General features: G+C 39.3%; 19 protein-coding genes, 2 tRNA genes and 1 pseudogene. All 22 read left to right on the top strand.

Annotated elements, in window-relative coordinates; translation table 11 throughout:
* The first annotated feature begins 8 nt into the window (after nt 1-8).
* The 22 genes and pseudogenes from PDT38_RS18035 (at nt 9) to lysS (ending at nt 20,215) form a co-directional block, all read left to right on the top strand.
* The gene (locus PDT38_RS18035) at nt 9-386 is read left to right on the top strand and encodes an FtsB family cell division protein (protein WP_270803492.1); all 378 of its coding nucleotides are present in this window, start codon (nt 9-11) and stop codon (nt 384-386) included.
* 78 nt (nt 387-464) lie between these two features.
* Complete coding sequence (locus PDT38_RS18030; RefSeq protein ID WP_172299251.1) at nt 465-851, top strand: S1 domain-containing RNA-binding protein; 387 nt, start codon at nt 465-467, stop codon at nt 849-851.
* Between the two features lie 146 nt (nt 852-997).
* Nucleotides 998-1,071, top strand: a tRNA-Met gene (locus tag PDT38_RS18025).
* 13 nt (nt 1,072-1,084) lie between these two features.
* Nucleotides 1,085-1,156, top strand: a tRNA-Glu gene (locus tag PDT38_RS18020).
* A 202-nt stretch (nt 1,157-1,358) separates the two neighbouring features.
* Nucleotides 1,359-3,848: a stage II sporulation protein E gene (gene spoIIE, locus PDT38_RS18015; RefSeq protein WP_270803463.1), complete on the top strand. Its 2,490-nt coding sequence runs from the start codon at nt 1,359-1,361 to the stop codon at nt 3,846-3,848.
* Nucleotides 3,849-3,915: 67 nt separating this feature from the next.
* Nucleotides 3,916-4,659: a VWA domain-containing protein gene (locus PDT38_RS18010; RefSeq protein ID WP_394356311.1), complete on the top strand. Its 744-nt coding sequence runs from the start codon at nt 3,916-3,918 to the stop codon at nt 4,657-4,659.
* Nucleotides 4,625-5,623 carry a protein kinase domain-containing protein gene (locus PDT38_RS18005; protein WP_270803461.1) on the top strand — a complete coding sequence of 333 codons (999 nt, stop codon included), beginning with the start codon at nt 4,625-4,627 and terminating at the stop codon, nt 5,621-5,623. Before PDT38_RS18010 ends, PDT38_RS18005 begins: the two co-directional genes overlap by 35 nt.
* A gap of 102 nt (nt 5,624-5,725) precedes the next feature.
* Nucleotides 5,726-7,151, top strand: a pseudogene (tilS, locus tag PDT38_RS18000) (tRNA lysidine(34) synthetase TilS).
* A complete protein-coding gene (gene hpt / locus PDT38_RS17995; RefSeq protein ID WP_270803459.1) occupies nt 7,141-7,680 on the top strand; it encodes a hypoxanthine phosphoribosyltransferase in 540 nt (179 codons plus the stop codon). The pseudogene tilS and the gene hpt overlap by 11 nt, the downstream one beginning before the upstream one ends.
* Nucleotides 7,681-7,777: 97 nt before the next feature.
* On the top strand, nt 7,778-9,694 hold the full coding sequence (ftsH, locus tag PDT38_RS17990; RefSeq protein ID WP_270803458.1) for an ATP-dependent zinc metalloprotease FtsH: 1,917 nt from the start codon (nt 7,778-7,780) through the stop codon (nt 9,692-9,694).
* Between the two features lie 354 nt (nt 9,695-10,048).
* Nucleotides 10,049-10,825, top strand: coding sequence for a type III pantothenate kinase (locus PDT38_RS17985; RefSeq protein WP_270803457.1), 777 nt, complete (start codon nt 10,049-10,051; stop codon nt 10,823-10,825).
* A gap of 11 nt (nt 10,826-10,836) precedes the next feature.
* Entirely contained in the window at nt 10,837-11,703 is an 867-nt protein-coding gene (gene hslO / locus PDT38_RS17980) for an Hsp33 family molecular chaperone HslO (protein ID WP_270803456.1), read from the top strand.
* Between the two features lie 112 nt (nt 11,704-11,815).
* A complete protein-coding gene (gene cysK, locus PDT38_RS17975; RefSeq protein WP_270803455.1) occupies nt 11,816-12,736 on the top strand; it encodes a cysteine synthase A in 921 nt (306 codons plus the stop codon).
* Nucleotides 12,737-12,866: 130 nt separating this feature from the next.
* Entirely contained in the window at nt 12,867-14,294 is a 1,428-nt protein-coding gene (locus tag PDT38_RS17970; RefSeq protein ID WP_270803454.1) for an anthranilate synthase component I family protein, read from the top strand.
* A complete protein-coding gene (pabA, locus tag PDT38_RS17965) occupies nt 14,291-14,875 on the top strand; it encodes an aminodeoxychorismate/anthranilate synthase component II (RefSeq protein ID WP_270803453.1) in 585 nt (194 codons plus the stop codon). Before PDT38_RS17970 ends, pabA begins: the two co-directional genes overlap by 4 nt.
* Nucleotides 14,872-15,729: an aminodeoxychorismate lyase gene (gene pabC / locus PDT38_RS17960; protein WP_270803452.1), complete on the top strand. Its 858-nt coding sequence runs from the start codon at nt 14,872-14,874 to the stop codon at nt 15,727-15,729. Before pabA ends, pabC begins: the two co-directional genes overlap by 4 nt.
* A gap of 17 nt (nt 15,730-15,746) precedes the next feature.
* Entirely contained in the window at nt 15,747-16,604 is an 858-nt protein-coding gene (folP, locus tag PDT38_RS17955) for a dihydropteroate synthase (RefSeq protein ID WP_270803451.1), read from the top strand.
* Nucleotides 16,597-16,959: a dihydroneopterin aldolase gene (gene folB / locus PDT38_RS17950; protein WP_270803491.1), complete on the top strand. Its 363-nt coding sequence runs from the start codon at nt 16,597-16,599 to the stop codon at nt 16,957-16,959. Before folP ends, folB begins: the two co-directional genes overlap by 8 nt.
* Nucleotides 16,956-17,456: a 2-amino-4-hydroxy-6-hydroxymethyldihydropteridine diphosphokinase gene (gene folK, locus PDT38_RS17945; RefSeq protein WP_270803450.1), complete on the top strand. Its 501-nt coding sequence runs from the start codon at nt 16,956-16,958 to the stop codon at nt 17,454-17,456. Before folB ends, folK begins: the two co-directional genes overlap by 4 nt.
* Complete coding sequence (locus tag PDT38_RS17940; protein ID WP_270803449.1) at nt 17,408-17,617, top strand: helix-turn-helix transcriptional regulator; 210 nt, start codon at nt 17,408-17,410, stop codon at nt 17,615-17,617. Before folK ends, PDT38_RS17940 begins: the two co-directional genes overlap by 49 nt.
* Nucleotides 17,618-17,633: 16 nt before the next feature.
* Complete coding sequence (dusB, locus tag PDT38_RS17935; RefSeq protein ID WP_270803448.1) at nt 17,634-18,635, top strand: tRNA dihydrouridine synthase DusB; 1,002 nt, start codon at nt 17,634-17,636, stop codon at nt 18,633-18,635.
* Between the two features lie 80 nt (nt 18,636-18,715).
* Nucleotides 18,716-20,215, top strand: a complete 1,500-nt coding sequence (gene lysS, locus PDT38_RS17930) for a lysine--tRNA ligase (protein ID WP_270803447.1) — start codon at nt 18,716-18,718, stop codon at nt 20,213-20,215.
* The last annotated feature ends 318 nt before the right edge of the window (nt 20,216-20,533 follow it).

Genomic DNA, 20,533 nt, shown 5'->3' with positions numbered 1-20,533 from the left:
GTCTGGTGTTGAACAATTCTAGGAAATATAATATTTCACAAATTGAAAATGAGTATAAAGATCAAATAGAGCGGAAGCAGCAGCATTTGAAAAGAAAAAAACGCGGTCTGTACAGACGGTTAATGGTATTTGGGGCAGTAGCATTGCTCTTTACAATTGTACTGGGTGGCACAATCTGGTCACAAGCTTCAACTATTGATAGTCAGGAAGCAAAAAAAGCAGAACTTTTGAAGAAACTTCATAAAGTGGAAGCGAAAAAAACAGACTTGAAGGAAGAGATCACAAAACTTAAAGATAAAGACTATGTCGCAGAGCTTGCCAGAAAGGAGTATTACTTGTCAAAAAAAGGCGAAATTATCTTCAAGTTTAACGAGAAGAGTAAATAGCCTTATTGAACTTCATTTTTTCTTTATGTATAATTAAAGAAATGATTTTTTTTAAGTCTAAGGAGGAGCACTTTTTTTATGTCGATTGAAGTTGGCAGCAAGTTGCAAGGGAAAGTAACAGGTATTACAAATTTTGGAGCGTTTGTTGAGTTGCCTGGGGGATCAACAGGTCTTGTTCATATCAGTGAAGTCGCAGATAATTATGTGAAGGATATCAATGATCATCTAAAAGTTGGAGATCAAGTTGAAGTCAAAGTCATTAATGTTGAAAAAGATGGCAAGATCGGCTTGTCCATCAAAAAGGCTGTAGACCGTCCACAACCAAGACCAAGAAATGATTTCCGCTCTAAAGAAACGTTTGAACAAAAAATGAATAAGTTTTTGAAAGATAGTGAAGATCGCTTATCGTCTCTAAAACGCAACACGGAGTCAAAACGTGGAGGGCGCGGAGCAAGAAGAGGTTAACTTGCTGCTTTCTATATAATACAAACGAAGGGCATTCGTCTTATCCCAACGGATGCCTTTTTATTTTAGAAAAAAATTTAATAATTTCTATTGACGGACTGGATAAATCTTTGTATTATAGAACTTGTGCGTTAAAAGAAAAACATGGCGGTGTAGCTCAGCTGGCTAGAGCGTACGGTTCATACCCGTGAGGTCGGGGGTTCGATCCCCTCCGCCGCTACTTTATTTTATAAGGCCCGTTGGTCAAGCGGTTAAGACACCGCCCTTTCACGGCGGTAACACGGGTTCGAATCCCGTACGGGTCATTTAAAAAACCGATTTCTATATGAAATCGGTTTTTTGTGTCTCGCAAAATAACAAGAATAAACTCGACATACCAAGAGAGATTGGAACATACTGCATAAACCGTCGAGAATTTCTTTGAAATCGTTACCTTCTTTTGACAAAATCCTATTTCATCTTTCGTTATAATGGTAAGCAATGAATAAATGAGTGGGAGATGAAAGCATGGAAAAAGCGGAAAGAAGAATTAATAACCCCTTTATAGGACCTGTCATTCAAAAAATGAATTCCTGGTTCAACAAAATAACGATGTCTATCATACAACGGTTGTATTCGCTCTTTTTGTATAAAGGGCTCATTTACATGGTGATCGGTTTTTTATTGGGACGAGCTTTCATTCTGTCAGAAGTGATCCCTTTTGCTTTGCCATTTTTCGGAGTCATGCTTTTCATTAAGAAGGATAAAGCGTTCTTAGCGTGTTTGGCTCTGCTTGCAGGGGCTTTAAGTATCTCTGTACAGCACTCTCTGTTCGTTCTGTTAGCTCTTGTGTCGTTTACAATATGCTCAAAAATGACCTCACTGATTATAAAAGATGGATTCAGAACATTACCGGTTGTGATCTTTTTATCTATGGCATTGGCAAGATGCACATTTGTCTATGCACAATATGGGAAAGTCACAAGTTATTATTATGTAATGGCATTTGTCGAAGCTGGCTTAGCTTTTATCTTAACACTAATATTTTTGCAAAGTTTACCGATTGTAACATCAAAACGAGCAAAACAATCCTTAAAAATTGAGGAAATTATTTGTTTTATGATTTTAATTGCTTCTGTTTTGACTGGATTAACAGGAGTTTCCTTTCAAGGTTTGCAGGCTGAACTCATATTAGCTCGATATACGGTTCTTGTGTTTGCATTTATCGGTGGTGCTAGTATCGGGTGTACAGTTGGAGTTGTCACTGGCTTGATTTTAAGTCTTGCAAATATTGGTAATCTTTACCAGATGAGCCTGTTGGCTTTCTCCGGTCTGCTTGGTGGGTTGTTGAAAGAAGGAAAAAAAGTTGGAGCTGCGGTTGGTCTGCTAATTGGATCATTGCTCATTTCTTTATATGGAGAGGGTTCAGCAGAGCTGATACCGACACTTTATGAATCCTTGATCGCAATTGGTCTCTTTTTATTAACACCACAGTCAATCACAAAGAAGGTGGCCAAGTATATTCCTGGAACGATTGAACACTCCCAAGAACAGCAGCAATATGCAAGAAAAATTCGCGATGTTACAGCTCAAAAAGTAGATCAGTTTTCAAATATTTTTTATGCTTTATCCGAAAGTTTTGCCACCTTTTATCATTCTGTTTCGAACAAAGAGAGCAAAGAAAAAGAAATCGACTTGTTATTAAGTTCTGTTACCGAATACTCCTGTCAATCTTGTTATAAAAAAAACAAGTGCTGGGTAGAGAACTTTGATAAAACATATGAGATCATGAAACAGGTTATGCAGGAAACAGAAGAAAAAAATTACTACAAAAACCGCAAGCTAAAGAAAGAGTTTCAACAGCATTGTTCAAAATCGAAGCAGGTTGAAGCATTGATAGAAGACGAACTCTCACACTTTAGAGCCAATCAAACATTGAAACAAAAAATTCATGACAGTAGGCGGCTTGTTGCTGAACAACTTCTCGGTGTTTCTCAGGTCATGGCCGATTTTTCTCGGGAAATCAAAAGGGAGCGAGAACAGCACTTTGTTCAAGAAGAACAGGTTACAGAGGCACTTCAGCATTTTGGTATTGAAATCCAACAGGTTGAAATCTATAGTCTTGATCAAGGTAATATTGACATTGAAATGAGTATTCCATATTGCAATGGTCATGGTGAATGTGAAAAACTAATTGCTCCAATGCTTTCCGATATTTTAGAAGAACAAATTATTGTAAAGGCTGAGCAGTGTGCCGGCCATCCGAACGGCTATTGTCATGTGGCTTTTGGTTCAGCAAAATCTTATCGGGTGAAAACAGGAGTGGCGCATGCGGCCAAAGGAGGGGGGCTTGTCTCAGGGGACAGCTATAATATGATGGAACTTGGTCTGGGGAAATATGCTGCTGCTATCAGTGATGGAATGGGAAATGGAGCAAGGGCACACCTTGAAAGTAATGAAACGATAAAGCTGCTTGAGAAAATTCTTCAGTCAGGAATTGATGAAAAAGTAGCGATTAAAACAATTAATAGTATCCTTTCGTTAAGAACAACAGATGAGATTTACTCCACACTTGATTTAGCCATTCTCGATTTGCAAAATGCAAACTGCAAGTTTTTAAAAATTGGGTCAACACCGAGTTTTATTAAAAGAAGTGAGCAGATCATTAAAGTGCAGGCCAGCAACTTACCAATTGGTATTATAACTGAATTTGATGTTGATGTTGTCAGTGAACAATTAAAAGCAGGGGATATTCTGATCATGATGAGTGATGGTATTTTTGAAGGGCCACGTCATGTGGAAAATTATGATTTATGGATGAAGAGAAAATTAAAGTCGCTTAAAACCGAAAATCCGCAAGAAATCGCCGATTTGATTATGGAAGAGGTGATTCGGACAAGATCGGGACGAATAGATGATGATATGACAGTACTAGTCATCAAAATAGATCATAATACACCGAAATGGGCATCTATTCCAACAACGGGTCTTTTTAGAAAGAATCAAGAGATTTCTTAGCATTCGTATAAATCAATTTTCTTCTGGCGAAGATGGAATTGAAAAAAGATATCTTTGTTCAGGAGGAATAAATATGAAAAATGGGCATTTAAATCAAATTTTGCTTATTACGGACGGCTGTTCAAACCGCGGTGAAGACCCTCAGGCAATAGCAGCTTTTGCAAAGGAACAGGGAATAACTGTTAATGTGATTGGGATTATGGAAGAAGGTTCCATGGATCAATCTGCAATGAGTGAAGTTGAAGGAATCGCTCTTGCTGGAGGTGGTGTTCATCAGGTTGTTTACGCTTCACAGCTGTCACAAACTGTTCAGATGGTGACGAAAAAAGCGATGACACAAACTCTTCAGGGTGTAGTTAATCAAGAACTTAAACAAATTCTCGGTAAACAGACAGAAATGGATGAACTACCTCCTGATCAACGCGGGGAAGTGATGGATGTAGTTGATGAACTTGGAGAAACTGTTCATTTACATGTCCTAGTGCTTGTTGATACGAGCGCAAGCATGAATCCCAAACTTCCAACTGTGAAAGAAGCATTAATTGATTTGTCCATTAGCCTTAATTCAAGAATAGGTGATAATGAATTTGCGATGTTTATATTTCCCGGGAAAAAACAAGAAGTGGAACTTGTGCAGGGTTGGACACCAAAGTTTGAATCTCTTTCCTCTCTATTTTCTAGACTTGCTGCGGGAGGCATTACACCAACAGGACCAGCAATCCGAGCAGCGATTAACTATTTTAATAATAATCGCTCAAGAAGGAGTATGTTAGAAGATGATGAAAAACGCTTCGACAAGTTTAGCGGCTAGCTTAAAGCCTGGTTCAACAGTTGTTGGAAAGTGGAACAATCACTCATATAAGATTATCAAACAGCTTGGGAAAGGGGCTAATGGTGTTGTTTACTTGGCAAACTCAAAACAAAGCCAGGTGGCATTAAAAGTAAGTGATGATAGTTTATCCATTACCTCAGAAGTGAATGTGCTTAAATCTTTTTCAAGGGCCCAAGCAAGTGCAATGGGGCCTTGTTTTTTTGATGTGGATGATATGTCACTTTCAGGAACTCATCAAAAACTATCATTTTATGTCATGGAATATATTGAAGGACCACTTCTTTTGCAATATATAGAAGACAAAGGAGAGGAATGGATACCGGTTTTAATCAGCCAACTACTGTCAAATTTATCAATTATTCATCGAGAAGGGTGGATATTTGGAGATTTAAAGCCTGACAATTTGATTGTGACAGAGTCTCCTGCAAGAATTCGCTGTATTGATGTTGGAGGAACGACAAAAGAAGGTCGCGCGATTAAGGAGTATACAGAATTTTTTGATAGGGGGTACTGGGAATGTGGAACTAGACGAGCAGAACCATCATATGATCTGTTTTCGGTTGCTATGATCATGGTGAACTGTGTAACAAAGAAGGAATTTAAGAAGACTGAGAATCCAAGGACCCAGCTTTTATCAGTCATTAACAACCATCCATTTTTAACAACATATCAAACAGTTTTAGCGGCTGCTTTAAAGGGAAATTACAAAACGGCTGATGAAATGAAATTCGATTTACTTGAGACAGGCCGTTCAGCTATTAAACAAAGAAGTGTTCGTCATTCCCAATCCTCTCCCTCACGGCTTGCAAAACATAGGCGAAAGACAGTATCGTTGCAACGGTCGAAAAAACATCAAAAATCAGGCGGAGTATTTGAAACAGTCATCATTGTAGTCAGTGTACTTGCTCTTTATTTTGCCTATATTGTTTTGTTTTTTATTTAACAATTTGTTGTGAGCGGATAGCTCTTCTTTGCAGGGACTGAGGGAAAGTGTTAGGATATTTATATCTTTTGAAATAAGCCTGCGATTAGGTGGAGGACCATTGTGAAGAGTATAGAAGATTTTATGAAAAGAAATAATCTGTCATTTAATGGAACAACGGTCATGGTTGGTGTTTCCGGAGGGCCTGACTCCATGGCTCTGCTCCATATTCTCAAGAGCATGATGCCAAGCACTGCAACATTGATTGCTGTGCATGTGGATCATATGTTCAGAGGTAGGGAATCTGAGGAAGATATGCGCTTTGTTCAAACATATTGCGATCAAAAGGGAGTGCTTTGTGAAACACGGCGAATCAATGTTCAAAAGTATGCTGATGAGAAAAAACTGAATAAACAGGTAGCTGCAAGAGAATGCCGCTTTCAGTTTTTTAAAGAGCAAATGGAAAAACATCAAGCACAATATTTGGCATTGGCCCACCATGGCGATGATCAAATCGAGACGATGTTGATGAGGTTGATAAAAGGAACGATCGGTTTAGGGCTTGCCGGCATTCAACCAAAACGCCAATTTGGAGGTGGGTGGCTAATAAGGCCGTTTTTGGGACTTGAAAAAAAAGACCTTTTACAATATTGCAAAGTGAATCAAATCCCATTTAGGATAGATCCGAGTAACAACAAAGATGACTATACACGAAACAGATTGAGACACCATGTACTCCCTCTATTGAAAAAAGAGTCAGAAGATGTACATAAACGCTTTCAGTCCGTCAGTGAAGCGTTGGCCGAAGATGAATTGTTCTTACAGGTATTAACGAAAGAGAAGATGAATACAGTCATCACAAAAAAGTCGAGTTCTACTGTTGAAATCAAAATTGAAAACCTTCTAAGCCTTCCAATGCCTTTACAAAGGAGAGGAGTTCAACTAATATTAAACTATCTTTATGAAAACGTTCCATCCGTGTTTTCTGCCCATCATATTGAAGTGTTTCTGGAATGGGTTTCAAAAAAAGAACCATCCGGTTCACTTGACTTTCCAGATGGGTTAAAGATAGTCAAATCTTATCATACATGTTTGTTTACATTTCTTCCAATACAAAGCGAAAATATCTCCTATCATTATGAAATAAATGGAACGGATGAAACAGAGCTGCTGCTTCCTAACGGCTTTTCAATTCATGTGCGTAGGCAAGATCCAGAGGATGTATCAAAAGGGAATGATATGTTTGCAACTAGTCCAATGCAGGTTCAATTCCCCCTTTATGTACGAACAAGGAAAAAAGGGGACAGAATGAAACTTAAAGGGATGAATGGTTCAAAAAAGGTAAAAGATATATTTATTAATGAAAAAGTGCCTCTCGAAAAAAGAGACAGTTGGCCTATTGTGACAGACGCGGTTGGAATGATTATTTGGATACCCGGTCTGAAAAAAACCATTTTTGAAGAACATGATGATACAAACAATGAGCGCATTGTATTACAATATAGACAGCATGAAAAAGTGTAGGGGGCAAACAGAGAATGAAACATGATATTGAGAAGGTTTTGATTTCTGAAGAAGAGATCAAAAATAAAGTCAAAGAACTTGGCGCGACTTTGACAGAAGAATACAGCAATAAGTTTCCGTTGGCCATTGGTGTTTTAAAAGGAGCAATGCCGTTTATGGCAGATCTCCTAAAGCATATTGATACATATTTAGAAATGGATTTCATGGATGTATCAAGCTATGGAAATTCTACAGTTTCCTCTGGTGAAGTAAAAATCCTTAAAGATTTGGATACATCTGTAGAGGGGCGAGATATTTTAATTATCGAAGATATTATTGACAGTGGGCTAACGCTGAGTTACCTCGTAGAGCTTTTCCGATATCGCAAAGCAAAGTCCATCAAGATTGTCACTCTTCTCGATAAACCGAGCGGACGGAAGGCAGACATTAAAGCAGATTATGTCGGTTTTGAAGTACCAAATGCATTTGTTGTTGGATATGGTCTTGATTTTGCGGAACGCTATCGCAATCTTCCGTATATCGGAGTACTCAAACCGTCGGTTTATGAGAGCTAATATGCGAGTTGTGTATAAAAAGGATAACTGTTGTATTGGAATGATTTTCTATGATACTATTGAACATAGTTGTGCTTACTGTGGGAGGAGGTAAGGAATGAATCGGGTCTTCCGTAATACCATTTTTTATTTACTTATTTTATTAGTTGTGATCGGAGTTGTGAGCTTCTTCCAAAACGCAAATCCGAAAACCGAAAATATGTCGTATAGTGATTTTGTTTCAAACCTTAATAAAGGGAAGGTTGAAAGTGTATCCATTCAACCTGTTAGAGGTGTTTATGAGGTCAGGGGACAGCTAACTAATTATAGCAAAGACGAGTATTTCTTAACCCATGTTCCTGAAGGAAGAGGATCAGATCAAATTCTGCAAAAGGTTAAGGAAACGAAGATTGAAGTTGAACCCGCACCAGAAACAAGCGGATGGATGACCTTCTTTACTACCATAATCCCTTTTGTTATTATCCTCATTCTTTTCTTCTTCCTGCTTAATCAAGCTCAAGGCGGCGGAAGTCGTGTCATGAACTTTGGTAAAAGCAAAGCGAAGCTTTATACAGAAGAGAAGAAACGCGTCAAGTTTAAAGATGTTGCTGGAGCAGATGAGGAAAAGCAAGAACTGGTCGAGGTCGTTGACTTCCTTAAAGATCCACGGAAGTTTGTTGAACTCGGTGCTAGAATTCCGAAAGGTGTACTTTTAGTTGGCCCACCTGGTACAGGTAAAACATTGCTAGCGAAGGCTTGTGCTGGTGAAGCGGGCGTACCTTTCTTCAGTATTAGTGGATCAGACTTCGTTGAAATGTTTGTCGGAGTCGGTGCATCACGTGTTCGTGATTTATTTGAAAATGCTAAGAAAAACGCGCCATGTCTCATTTTTATCGATGAAATCGATGCTGTTGGACGTCAACGTGGTGCTGGTCTTGGCGGAGGCCATGATGAACGCGAACAAACGTTGAACCAGTTGCTTGTTGAAATGGACGGATTCAGTGCCAATGAAGGGATCATCATTATTGCAGCAACAAACCGTGCTGATATATTAGACCCTGCATTATTGCGTCCGGGACGTTTTGACCGTCAAATTACTGTTGATCGCCCTGATGTTAAAGGACGTGAAGAAGTACTAAAAGTACATGCTAGAAATAAACCGTTAGATGAAACCGTTAATTTAAACGCAATTGCAATGCGTACACCAGGATTTTCTGGAGCGGATCTTGAGAATCTTTTAAATGAGGCGGCACTTGTAGCAGCACGTCAAGATAAAAAGAAAATCGATATGCGTGATATCGATGAGGCGACAGACCGTGTCATTGCAGGGCCAGCTAAGAAAAGCAGGGTCATTTCCAAAAAAGAACGCAATATTGTGGCCTATCATGAAGCCGGACATACAGTGATTGGACTTGTGTTGGATGAGGCGGATATGGTGCATAAAGTTACAATTGTTCCTCGTGGGCAAGCAGGTGGTTATGCGGTAATGCTTCCAAAGGAAGACCGTTATTTCCAAACGAAACCGGAACTTCTCGACAAAATTGTTGGGTTGTTAGGGGGTCGTGTGGCTGAAGAGATTATCTTCGGTGAAGTCAGCACAGGAGCGCATAATGACTTTCAGCGTGCAACAGGGATTGCGAGACGGATGGTCACAGAGTTTGGTATGTCTGAAAAACTCGGGCCTCTACAATTCGGACAGTCCCAAGGAGGGCAGGTCTTCTTGGGTCGCGACTTTAACAATGATCAAAATTACAGCGATGCGATTGCGTATGAAATTGATAAAGAAATGCAGCATTTCATTAAGCAATGTTATGAACGTGCTAAAACAATTCTTACTGAAAACCGCGATAAACTTGAACTGATCGCACAAACATTGCTAAAAGTCGAAACGCTTGATGCTGAGCAAATTAAGCATCTGATGGAACATGGAAAACTTCCTGAACGTAATTTCTCAGATGACGAACAACAAACAGATGACATGAAAGTCAACATTAATAAAAGAGATACAGAAATAAAAAACGATGAAAAAGAGTAATTTTTTTAAGAAAAACTGCCAAGCTTTTTGGCAGTTTTTCTTATTGATAAGGTTTTAAAGCCACACGCGCCTACCCATGAACAGTGTTATGAGTTGTGTTCATCTATTGAAGACTTGTTGGTGTAAATCCCGCAAAAATGACTGTATGACACATTTAAAGGATGGATGCTTCGCAAAAACGGAAAGGGTGTACATTGATCCTTTCAATCCTTTTTATGAAAATGCCGGATACTTCTAAATGGCCAATTTCTTTAGCGGTTTGATTCGTTTACAAATCAAATCTTAATCGTGTATTGTATGAGGGTAGAATGTTTTATCTTAAAGTAAGAGAAACTAATCAAAGTGGTGATCAGATTGTTACTTGTGATAGACGTGGGAAATACGAATACCGTCATCGGTGTGTATCATAATGGAGAGCTTGAATATCATTGGCGAATTGAGACAAGCCGTCATAAAACGGAGGATGAGTTTGGTATGCTCCTTCGTTCCTTATTTGATTATGTAGGTTTGATGTTTGATCAGATTGAAGGAATTATTATTTCATCAGTTGTGCCGCCAATTATGTTTTCTTTAGAAAGAATGTGTACAAAGTATTTTCAAATTGAACCATTAGTTGTTGGTCCCGGAATGAAAACAGGATTAAACATAAAATACGATAATCCTAAAGAAGTCGGAGCAGACCGGATTGTAAACGCGGTAGCGGCTATTCATCTTTATGGGAGTCCGCTGATTGTCGTTGATTTTGGAACCGCTACAACATATTGTTGTATTAACGAGGATAAACAATATTTGGGTGGAGCGATAGCGCCAGGAATTACAATCTCCACAGAAGCACTTTATTCTAGAGCTGCAAAGCTTCCAAGAATTGAAATCGCCAGACCGGACAACATTATTGGCAAAAATACGATTAGTGCTATGCAATCGGGAATTCTATACGGCTATGTTGGACAGGTTGAAGGAATTGTCAAACGTATGAAACGACAGTTAAGAGAAAACCCAAAAGTAATTGCAACCGGTGGACTAGCGTCATTGATTGCAGAGGAGTCTGATTGTATTGATATTGTTGATCCGTTTCTTACGTTAAAAGGGCTTGAATTAATTTATGAGCGGAACCGTGTGGGGAGTATTTAGGAGGATAACAAATGGATTATTTAGTGAAAGCGATGGCATATGAAGGTAAAATCCGTGCGTATGCCGCTAGAACAACTGAAACTATTTCGGAAGCACAAAGCCGTCATCAGACATGGGCAACAGCTTCAGCAGCTTTAGGTAGAACGATGACAGCAACCGTCATGATGGGAGCTATGCTGAAAGGTGATGATAAACTGACGGTTAAAATTGAAGGAGGCGGACCAGTCGGAGCCATTATTGCTGATGGAAATGCAAAAGGAGAAGTTAGAGGGTATGTATCAAACCCGCAAATTCACTTTGAATTAAATGAGCAAGGAAAACTTGACGTTAGAAGAGCTGTTGGAACTTCTGGCACATTAAGTGTTGTTAAAGATCTCGGTTTGCGCGATTTATTTACGGGACAGGTCGAGATCGTTTCAGGTGAGATTGGGGAAGACTTTACATACTATCTTGTTGCTTCTGAGCAAGTCCCTTCTTCAGTAGGAGTAGGTGTACTTGTCAATCCTGATCATACCATTTTGGCTGCTGGTGGGTTTATCTTTCAGTTAATGCCAGGGACTGATGAGAAAACGATTAAAAAGCTTGAAATGAATCTTTCTCAGATGGAACCTATTTCTAAATTGATTCAAAAGGGGCTTACACCGGAAGAAGTGCTAAGTGTCGTCTTAGGGGAAGAACCTGAAGTGCTTGAGACCATTCCTGTCAAATTCACATGCAATTGTTCAAAAGAACGATTCGCAAGTGGGATTATTGGATTAGGTAAACAAGAAATTCAAGCAATGATTGATGAAGATGGAAAAGCGGAAGCGCAGTGCCATTTTTGCAATGAAACATATATATTTACTAAGGAAGAGCTTGAAGCCCTTCGAGATGAATGATCAAGTCTGCTAATCACTTAGCGGACTTTTACTATTTCTTAAAACGATTGACAAAATTTTTTGATATTAGGTATAATACCAATAAAAATACTCGGAAATTGAGGTGCTCAGGATGGTTCGTGTTGCTAACTCTGTTTATGATTTAATCGGAAATACACCTGTTGTTAAATTGAATCGCCTTGTTGAGACAGATAGTGCTGATGTATATGTAAAGCTTGAGTATATGAATCCAGGAAGCAGTGTAAAAGATCGGATTTCGCTAGCAATGATTGAAGATGCAGAAGAAAAAGGTTTATTGAAAGAGGGAGATACTTTAATTGAACCGACAAGTGGTAACACTGGAATTGGGCTAGCGATGGTTGCTGCTGCAAAAGGGATTAAAGCAATTCTTGTTATGCCTGACACAATGAGCTCTGAACGTCGCAACCTTCTTCGTGCATATGGAGCCGAACTTGTGTTGACTCCTGGAGTTGAAGGGATGAAAGGGGCAATAAAAAAGGCTGAAGAACTCGCGAAAGAGCATGGCTACTTTATGCCTCAACAATTCAGTAACCCTGCGAACGCCGAAGTCCACCGTCGTACAACAGGAAAAGAAATTGTTGAACAGTTTGATCAACTTGATGCATTTGTAGCAGGTATTGGAACTGGAGGAACAATTACTGGAGTAGGAGAAGTGTTGAAAGAGAATTATCCATCTATTCAAGTGGTTGCCGTTGAACCGACTGATTCCCCCGTTCTATCGGGAGGAAAACCAGGTTCTCATAAAATTCAAGGAATTGGAGCAGGCTTCGTTCCTAAGGTTTTAAATACGGATATTTATGATGACATTATCACAGTAAAAAATGAAGAAGCATTTGAATTCGCTCGGAAAGCTGCAAGAGAAGAAGGAATTCTTGGTGGAATCTCATCAGGAGCGGCTATCTTTGCCGCACTCCAAGTTGCCAAAAAGCTTGGAAAAGGTAAAAAGGTGCTGGCTGTGACTCCGAGCAATGGTGAGAGATATTTAAGCACTCCGTTATATCAGTTTGATTAATAGTTAAAAAAAAATTCCCCTGAGTGACCATACTTAGGGGGATTTTTCAGATTGGAAATTAAATCTTGTTTTCCTCAAAAAAAGATTTGCTACAATAAGAACAGTAGATTATTGGCAGAGGAATGATAAGATGACAGTAAGAAGGCCAGTAGCCAGAACAATACCTTACTCCTATGAACAATTTTTGAAACAGTATGAATGCCTTGCAGTAGGCAAAGATCACCACATTCTTCTGGAAAGCGCTAGAGGTGGAGAATACAGTATAGCTGGTCTTGATCCAGTCGCTATAGCAGAGGGGAAAGATGGTATTACCAAAATTCGTTATCAAGGAGAAACATTATACAGGGAAGGAGACCCATTCGTACAGTTTACTGAATGGTTTCAAAGACTGAAAACGGAAACGATTGCTGACTTCCCCGATTTTCAGGGCGGGGCAGTCGGTTTTTTAAGTTATGATTATGCTCGCTATATTGAAAAGTTTAAACTTTTGGCGATCGATGACTTGCAAACACCAGATTTATTTTTTCTAGTATTTGATGATGTAGCCGTTTATGATCATGTGAAGGAAATGCTTTGGTTGATTACTCACTGTGGTGAAGATCAAACGAAAGCAGAAGTGAAACTAGGTATACTTGAAACGATGTGGATGTCAGACCTTCGGGAACATACAAAACGAGTAAGCCAAGATGAAAGTGATGGAGTAACGTTTGCTCCATCATTTACGGAGGCTGGTTTTGTTGAAGCGGTGGAAAAAATAAAACAATACATTGCGAGCGGAGATGTATTTCAGGTCAATCTTTCTATGCGACAATCACAGAGGCTGACTGTACCGCCTTTTGAAGTCTACAAAATGTTAAGGAAAGTCAATCCTTCACCTTATATGGCATATTTAGAAACACCTGATTTTCAAGTGATTTGCGGGTCTCCCGAACTACTCATTAAAAAGAAAGGTTCCCTGCTCGAGACGAGACCCATCGCCGGAACAAGATCCCGTGGAGCTGATGATACCGAAGATCTGGTGCTTGCCGCTGAACTAATCATGAATGAGAAAGAGCGTGCCGAACATGTGATGCTTGTTGATTTAGAGCGAAACGATCTTGGTAAAGTGGCAAAGTACGGTTCTGTCCAAGTCAACGAATTTATGGTCATTGAAAAGTACTCCCATGTCATGCACATCGTTTCAAATGTTTGTGGAGAAATAAGAGAAGAATGTGATCCAGTAGATGTGATTCATGCTGTATTTCCGGGTGGTACAATTACAGGAGCGCCAAAGGTTAGAACAATGGAAATTATCGAGGAACTTGAGCCAACGAGGCGAGGGCTTTATACTGGTTCTATAGGATGGATTGGATATAATCAAGATATGCACTTTAATATCGTCATCCGAACGATTGTTGTTAAAGCAGGTCAGGCTTTTATGCAGTCAGGTGCAGGGATTGTCATTGATTCCAATCCTAAGCATGAGTATCAAGAATCATTTAAAAAAGCAGTTGCGATGGTAACGGCGTTAAAGTTGAGTGAAGAAGAGAAAAAAGAGCAGAGGAGAGTTGAGCTATGATATTGATGATTGATAATTATGACTCATTTACTTACAATTTGGTTCAGTATTTAGGTGAGCTTGGTGAAGAATTGATTGTGAAGAGAAATGACGAAATCACCGTAGCGGAAATAGAGGATATGTCACCTAACTTTTTGATGATTTCCCCTGGACCATGCAGCCCAGATGAAGCAGGGATTAGTCTTGAAGCGATCCGCTTTTTTGCAGGGAAAATTCCGATTTTCGGAGTGTGTCTTGGACATCAGTCAATTGCCCAAGCATTTGGCGGTCATGTAATTAGAGCAGAGCGGTTAATGCATGGGAAAACTTCAGAGGTCTTCCATGATGGATTAACGATTTTTCAAAATCTTGAAAACCCGTTGATTGCTACTAGGTATCATTCCTTAATTGTAAAGGATGACACATTACCTGACTGTTTTATCAAGTCTGCATGGACAAAAGAAGGGGAAATCATGGCGATCAGGCATAAGGAACTGCCACTTGAGGGTGTTCAGTTTCATCCAGAGTCAATTATGACACCATTTGGAAAAGAAATGCTGAAAAACTTTATTAAGATTTACCGAAAGAAAGTGAACGCATGATCGTCTATCTAAACGGTGAATATGTGAAGGAGGAGGAAGCAAGACTTTCTCCTCTTGATCATGGTTTTTTATATGGCATTGGTGTGTTTGAAACATTTCGTCTTTATCAAGGTCAGCCGTTTCTTTTAAAATGGCATATGGAACGACTTAAAAAAGCATTAGACGACCTGAAAATCGAAGTATCCTTGACTGAAGATGATGTGCTGAAAATATTGGGAAAGCTTTTAGAGATCAATCAGCTAACAAATGGAGATGCAAGGGTTCGAGTAAATCTATCTGCTGGTATAGCTGGTTCAGGTCTTTCTGCTGAACCTTACAAAAATCCCGTCCTTATGGTGCTGATCAACCCTTTTCAACCGGAATCCGTTCCTGCTGAAAAGGAAGGAGTTGTACTACAAGTTCGTAGAAATACCCCTGAGGGCTTATTTCGCTTAAAATCTCATCATTTTTTAAACAACTTGTACGGAAAAAGGGAGTTGGGGAATGATCCGGGAAAAGAAGGGATTTTTCTTACGGATGATGGGGCTGTAGCAGAAGGGATCATTTCTAATATTTTCTGGAAAATAAACGACAGTGTGTTTACACCTTCCCTTAAAACTGGAATTTTGGATGGTGTAACAAGGCGTTATGTCATCGAGCTTCTGGAGAAATTGAATATAAAAGTCATGCAAGGGGAATATTCATTGGAACATTTACTACGTGCAGATGAGGCTTGGATGACCAATTCTGTGCAAGAAATTGTGCCGTTTTACAAAATTGGTCATGTTGTCTATCCAGGAAAGAATGGAAACATGGCAAAATGTCTACAACAGCTATATGCTAAAGATAGAACTACAATAAACGACTATAAATGATTTAGAGGGTGAAGGATATGACACCGCAAACATTGATTCGTTCAAAACGGCTTACTGCAAAACATCACACATTGTCATATGAAGATCAAACTTTAATTATGGGAATTTTAAATGTAACACCTGATTCGTTTTCAGACGGCGGAAAATACAACAGTATCGATCGGGCTGTGATCCATGCGAACCAAATGGTGAAAGACGGGGCTCATATTCTTGATATCGGCGGGGAATCAACAAGGCCTGGTGCAGATAAGGTTTCACTTGATGAAGAACTGACAAGAGTTATTCCTGTCATTGAAAAGCTCGTTCAGGAAATCGATGCACCGATTTCAATTGACACTTATAAAGCGAAAGTTGCGGATGAAGCCATTAAAGCAGGTGCCGTCATCATCAATGATGTTTGGGGAGCTAAAGCAGATCCTCAAATGGCATCTATCGCAGCTACACATAATGTACCGATTGTTTTAATGCATAATCGAAAAGAGCGAAATTATACAAATTTAATACCTGATATGATATCAGATCTGATGGAAAGTGTGAGTATTGCAAAAACTGCTGGAGTCCAAGATCACCATATTGTGATTGACCCTGGGATCGGATTTGCTAAAACCTATTCCGACAATCTTGCTGTCATGAAACAGTTAGAGACATTTTGTCAGCTAGGATATCCAGTCCTATTGGGGACTTCACGCAAAACATTTATTGGACGAGTCTTGGATCTTCCGCCTGAGGAGCGGGCAGAAGGCACGGGGGCTACCGTTTGCCTCGGCATTCAAAAAGGATGTGACATCGTTAGAGTGCATGATGTCAAACAAATCTCGAGAATGGCTAAAATGATGGATGCTATGATGGATAAAGGGGGCGTTTATCATCGATAAAGTCTATATCGAAGGCATGGAGTTTTATGGTTATCATGGTGTATACAAAGAGGAGAATGTGCTTGGACAGCGATTTCGTGTCGATTTAACTGCATTTTTAGATCTAAGTGAGGCGGGAAAAACGGATTGTCTTGAAGCAACAATTAATTATGCAGAGCTTTATGAGTTGTGCAAAGAGGTTGTCGAAGGAAAGCCGGTAAAGCTTGTTGAATCGATTACGGAAACGATTGCTGAGAAGGTATTCAAGCGTTTTGAAAGAGTGCAGAAATGTACGGTTAAAGTGATAAAACCTGATCCGCCGATACCTGGTCATTATCGATCTGTAGCTATAGAAATGACGAGAACACGCCCATGAAACACACCACATATATCGCGCTTGGCTCGAATATCGCTCCGCGGGAAGTCTATTTAAAAAAAGCAATTCAACTCCTCCATCAACACCCATGTGTGACGGTTTTTGATATTTCTTCAATCTATGAAACCGACCCTGTCGGGTATACTGAACAGGACCCCTTTTTAAATATGGTTGTGGGAGTTAAGACGTCCCTCTCTCCGTTCAAATTGCTTCAGTTGATGCAAAGTATTGAAAGTGAGTTGGGTCGAACGCGAGAAATAAGGTGGGGGCCGAGGACTGTAGATCTTGACATTTTACTGTATAATCGTGAAAATATTGAGACAGAACAACTCATCATTCCCCATCCGAGAATGAATGAACGCTTGTTTGTACTCATCCCATTGCTAGAGATTTTTCCTGATTTTAAGGGGTCTATAGATGATGTAAAAAATCGAGAAGGTGTAAGGGTATGGAAGCAGAAATCTGGGGTAGAAGAATTCGTGCGTATAGAAAATTAAAAGGCTATACCCAAGAAGGGCTCGCTAAGACATTGGGTGTATCCGTTTCTGTTCTTGGAGAAGTTGAACGGGGAAATCGTATACCATCTGATCGTATGGTCAGAGATATAGCTAGAACTTTAAATTTAACAATGGAGGAATTATCCCCTCCAAAGGAATAAGAAAGGAGGACAAAAAATGTTTAAGATCGGTGATATAGAATTAAAAAACAGGGTTGTGTTGGCACCGATGGCAGGAGTGTGTAACTCTGCATTCAGATTAACGGTGAAAGAATTCGGAGCTGGATTAGTGTGCGCTGAAATGGTAAGTGATAAAGCGATCCTTTATAACAATGCAAAAACGATGGGGATGCTTTATATTGATGAGCGAGAAAAACCATTGAGCTTACAAATTTTTGGTGGCGAAAAAGAAACACTTGTTGAAGCAGCGAAATTTGTTGACCAAAACACAACAGCTGATATTATTGATATTAATATGGGATGTCCAGTGCCGAAGATTACGAAGTGTGATGCGGGTGCTAAATGGCTGCTTGACCCTAATAAAATTTATGAAATGGTTTCTGCAGTTGTTGAAGCTGTTGATAAGCCTGTAACTGTTAAGATGAGAATGGGCTGGGATGAAAATCATATTTATGCAGTTGAAAATGCTAGAGCTGTTGAACGGGCAGGCGGAAAAGCTGTGGCTCTTCATGGGCGGACCCGTGTGCAAATGTATGAAGGAACGGCAAACTGGGATATCATCAAAGAGGTGAAACAGGCTGTTTCGATACCTGTTATTGGAAATGGGGACGTGAACACCCCTCAAGATGCCAAACGTATGCTTGATGAAACAGGAGTAGACGGTGTAATGATCGGTCGGGCCGCTTTGGGAAATCCTTGGATGATTTACCGTACGGTTCATTACCTTGAAACAGGTGAATTAAAGGATGAACCTAAGGTGCGTGAAAAAATTTCTGTTTGCAAGCTTCACCTTGATCGTTTAATTGAATTAAAAGGAGAAAATGTGGCAGTTCGCGAGATGAGAAAGCATGCAGCCTGGTATTTAAAAGGCATAAGAGGAAACGCGAAGGTCCGGAATGAAATCAATCATTGTGAAACAAAAGCTGAACTTGTCCAGCTTTTGGATGCGTTTACGATTGAAGTAGAGGCAAAAGAGCTTCAGGATGAAAAAGCAGGATAAAGCCTTCCTCTGCTCACTGCCAGTTTTAACTGGCAGTTTTTCTGCTTTTTTCAAAAAATAAAAGTAACGGAGTGATACTGATGAATCATGGAGAACAAAACCATGAAGAGTTAAACGACCAATTGCAAGTCAGACGGGACAAAATGAATCAATTAAGAGAAAGCGGTAGGGATCCGTTTGGTCAGCGTTTTGAACGCAGCCATCAATCAGCTGAACTTCATGATCTATACAGTGAGTTCACAAAAGAAGAACTAGAAGAAAAAGCCATTAAAGTAACGGTTGCTGGCCGGATGATGACGAAACGTGGAAAAGGTAAAGCTGGTTTCGCTCATATTCAAGATTTAAAAGGACAAATACAGATTTATATAAGAAAAGACAGTGTCGGAGATGAAGAGTATGAATTATTTACAAGCTCTGATTTAGGTGATCTCGTCGGTATCACGGGTGTGATGTTTAAAACAAAAGTAGGCGAGTTATCTGTTAAAGCGACATCCTTTGAACTATTGGCAAAAGCACTTCGCCCACTTCCTGATAAATATCACGGACTAAAGGATATAGAACAACGCTACCGTCAACGATACTTAGATTTAATTATGAATCCTGATAGCAAAAAAACATTTATCGCGCGCAGTAAAATCATTCAATCAATGAGAAGATACTTGGATAGCCATGGATATCTAGAGGTTGAAACACCTATGATGCACGATATTCCAGGAGGCGCTTCTGCTCGTCCGTTCATGACACACCATAATGCACTTGATATGGAGCTCTATATGAGAATTGCGATTGAGCTTCATTTGAAAAGGCTGATTGTTGGTGGGTTAGAAAAAGTTTATGAAATTGGACGTGTATTTCGTAATGAAGGAGTCTCCACTCGGCATAATCCTGAGTTTACAATGATTGAACTTTATGAAGCTTATGCTGACTATAAAGATATTATGAGTTTGACTGAGAACCTCATTGCCCACATTGCAGAAGAAGTTTATGGTACTACAACAATTCAATACGGTGAACATGAGATTGACCTTAAACCTGAGTGGAAGAGACTTCATATGGTAGATGCTGTTAAAGAAGTGACTGGTGTTGATTTTTGGAAAGAAGTATCTTTAGATGAAGCAAAAACATACGCTAAGGAACATGGGATTGAAATCAATGAAAATATGACTGTTGGGCATATCATTAATGAGTTCTTCGAGCAAAAAATTGAAGAAACTCTTATTCAACCAACCTTTATTTACGGTCATCCTGTGGAAATTTCACCACTTGCTAAAAAGAATCCAGATGACCCTCGTTTTACAGATCGGTTTGAACTATTTATTGTCGGTCGTGAGCATGCCAATGCATTTACTGAATTAAATGATCCGATAGATCAAAAAGAACGGTTTGAGGACCAGCTTAAAGAACGTGAAGCAGGAAATGATGAAGCTCATATGATGGACGAGGATTATATTGAAGCATTGGAATATGGAATGCCACCTACAGGTGGTTTGGGAATCGGTATTGATCGGTTAATTATGCTTTTGACAAATTCACCTTCTATTAGAGATGTTTTATTATTCCCGCAAATGAGACATCGCTAATCATCCTAGAAACAACAGCTGTATATTGGCTGTTGTTTCTTTTATTATATTTTTTTAAAAAAAGTATTGCACTATTATTAATATGGTGGTATATTATTATTCGTTGCCACAAAAACGGGCAATGAGAGAAAAAAAGAAATTAAAAAAAGTTGTTGACTTTATATTAAGATTTAGATATAATATAAAGGTCGCTTAACAAATGATCTTTGAAAACTAAACAAGACAAAACGTACCTGTTAATTCAAGAAATACAAAGCACATTTAGTGCAAGTCAGGGCAGATGTCGTCACAAGTGACGAATTAATCTGCACTCCATTT

Origin of the sequence: Bacillus changyiensis, from assembly GCF_027706145.1 — a bacterium.
Taxonomy (GTDB): Bacteria; Bacillota; Bacilli; order Bacillales; family Bacillaceae; genus Bacillus; species Bacillus changyiensis.
Note: the sequence above shows the minus strand (reverse complement) of the source record. Positions and strands in the feature narration are given on the sequence as shown.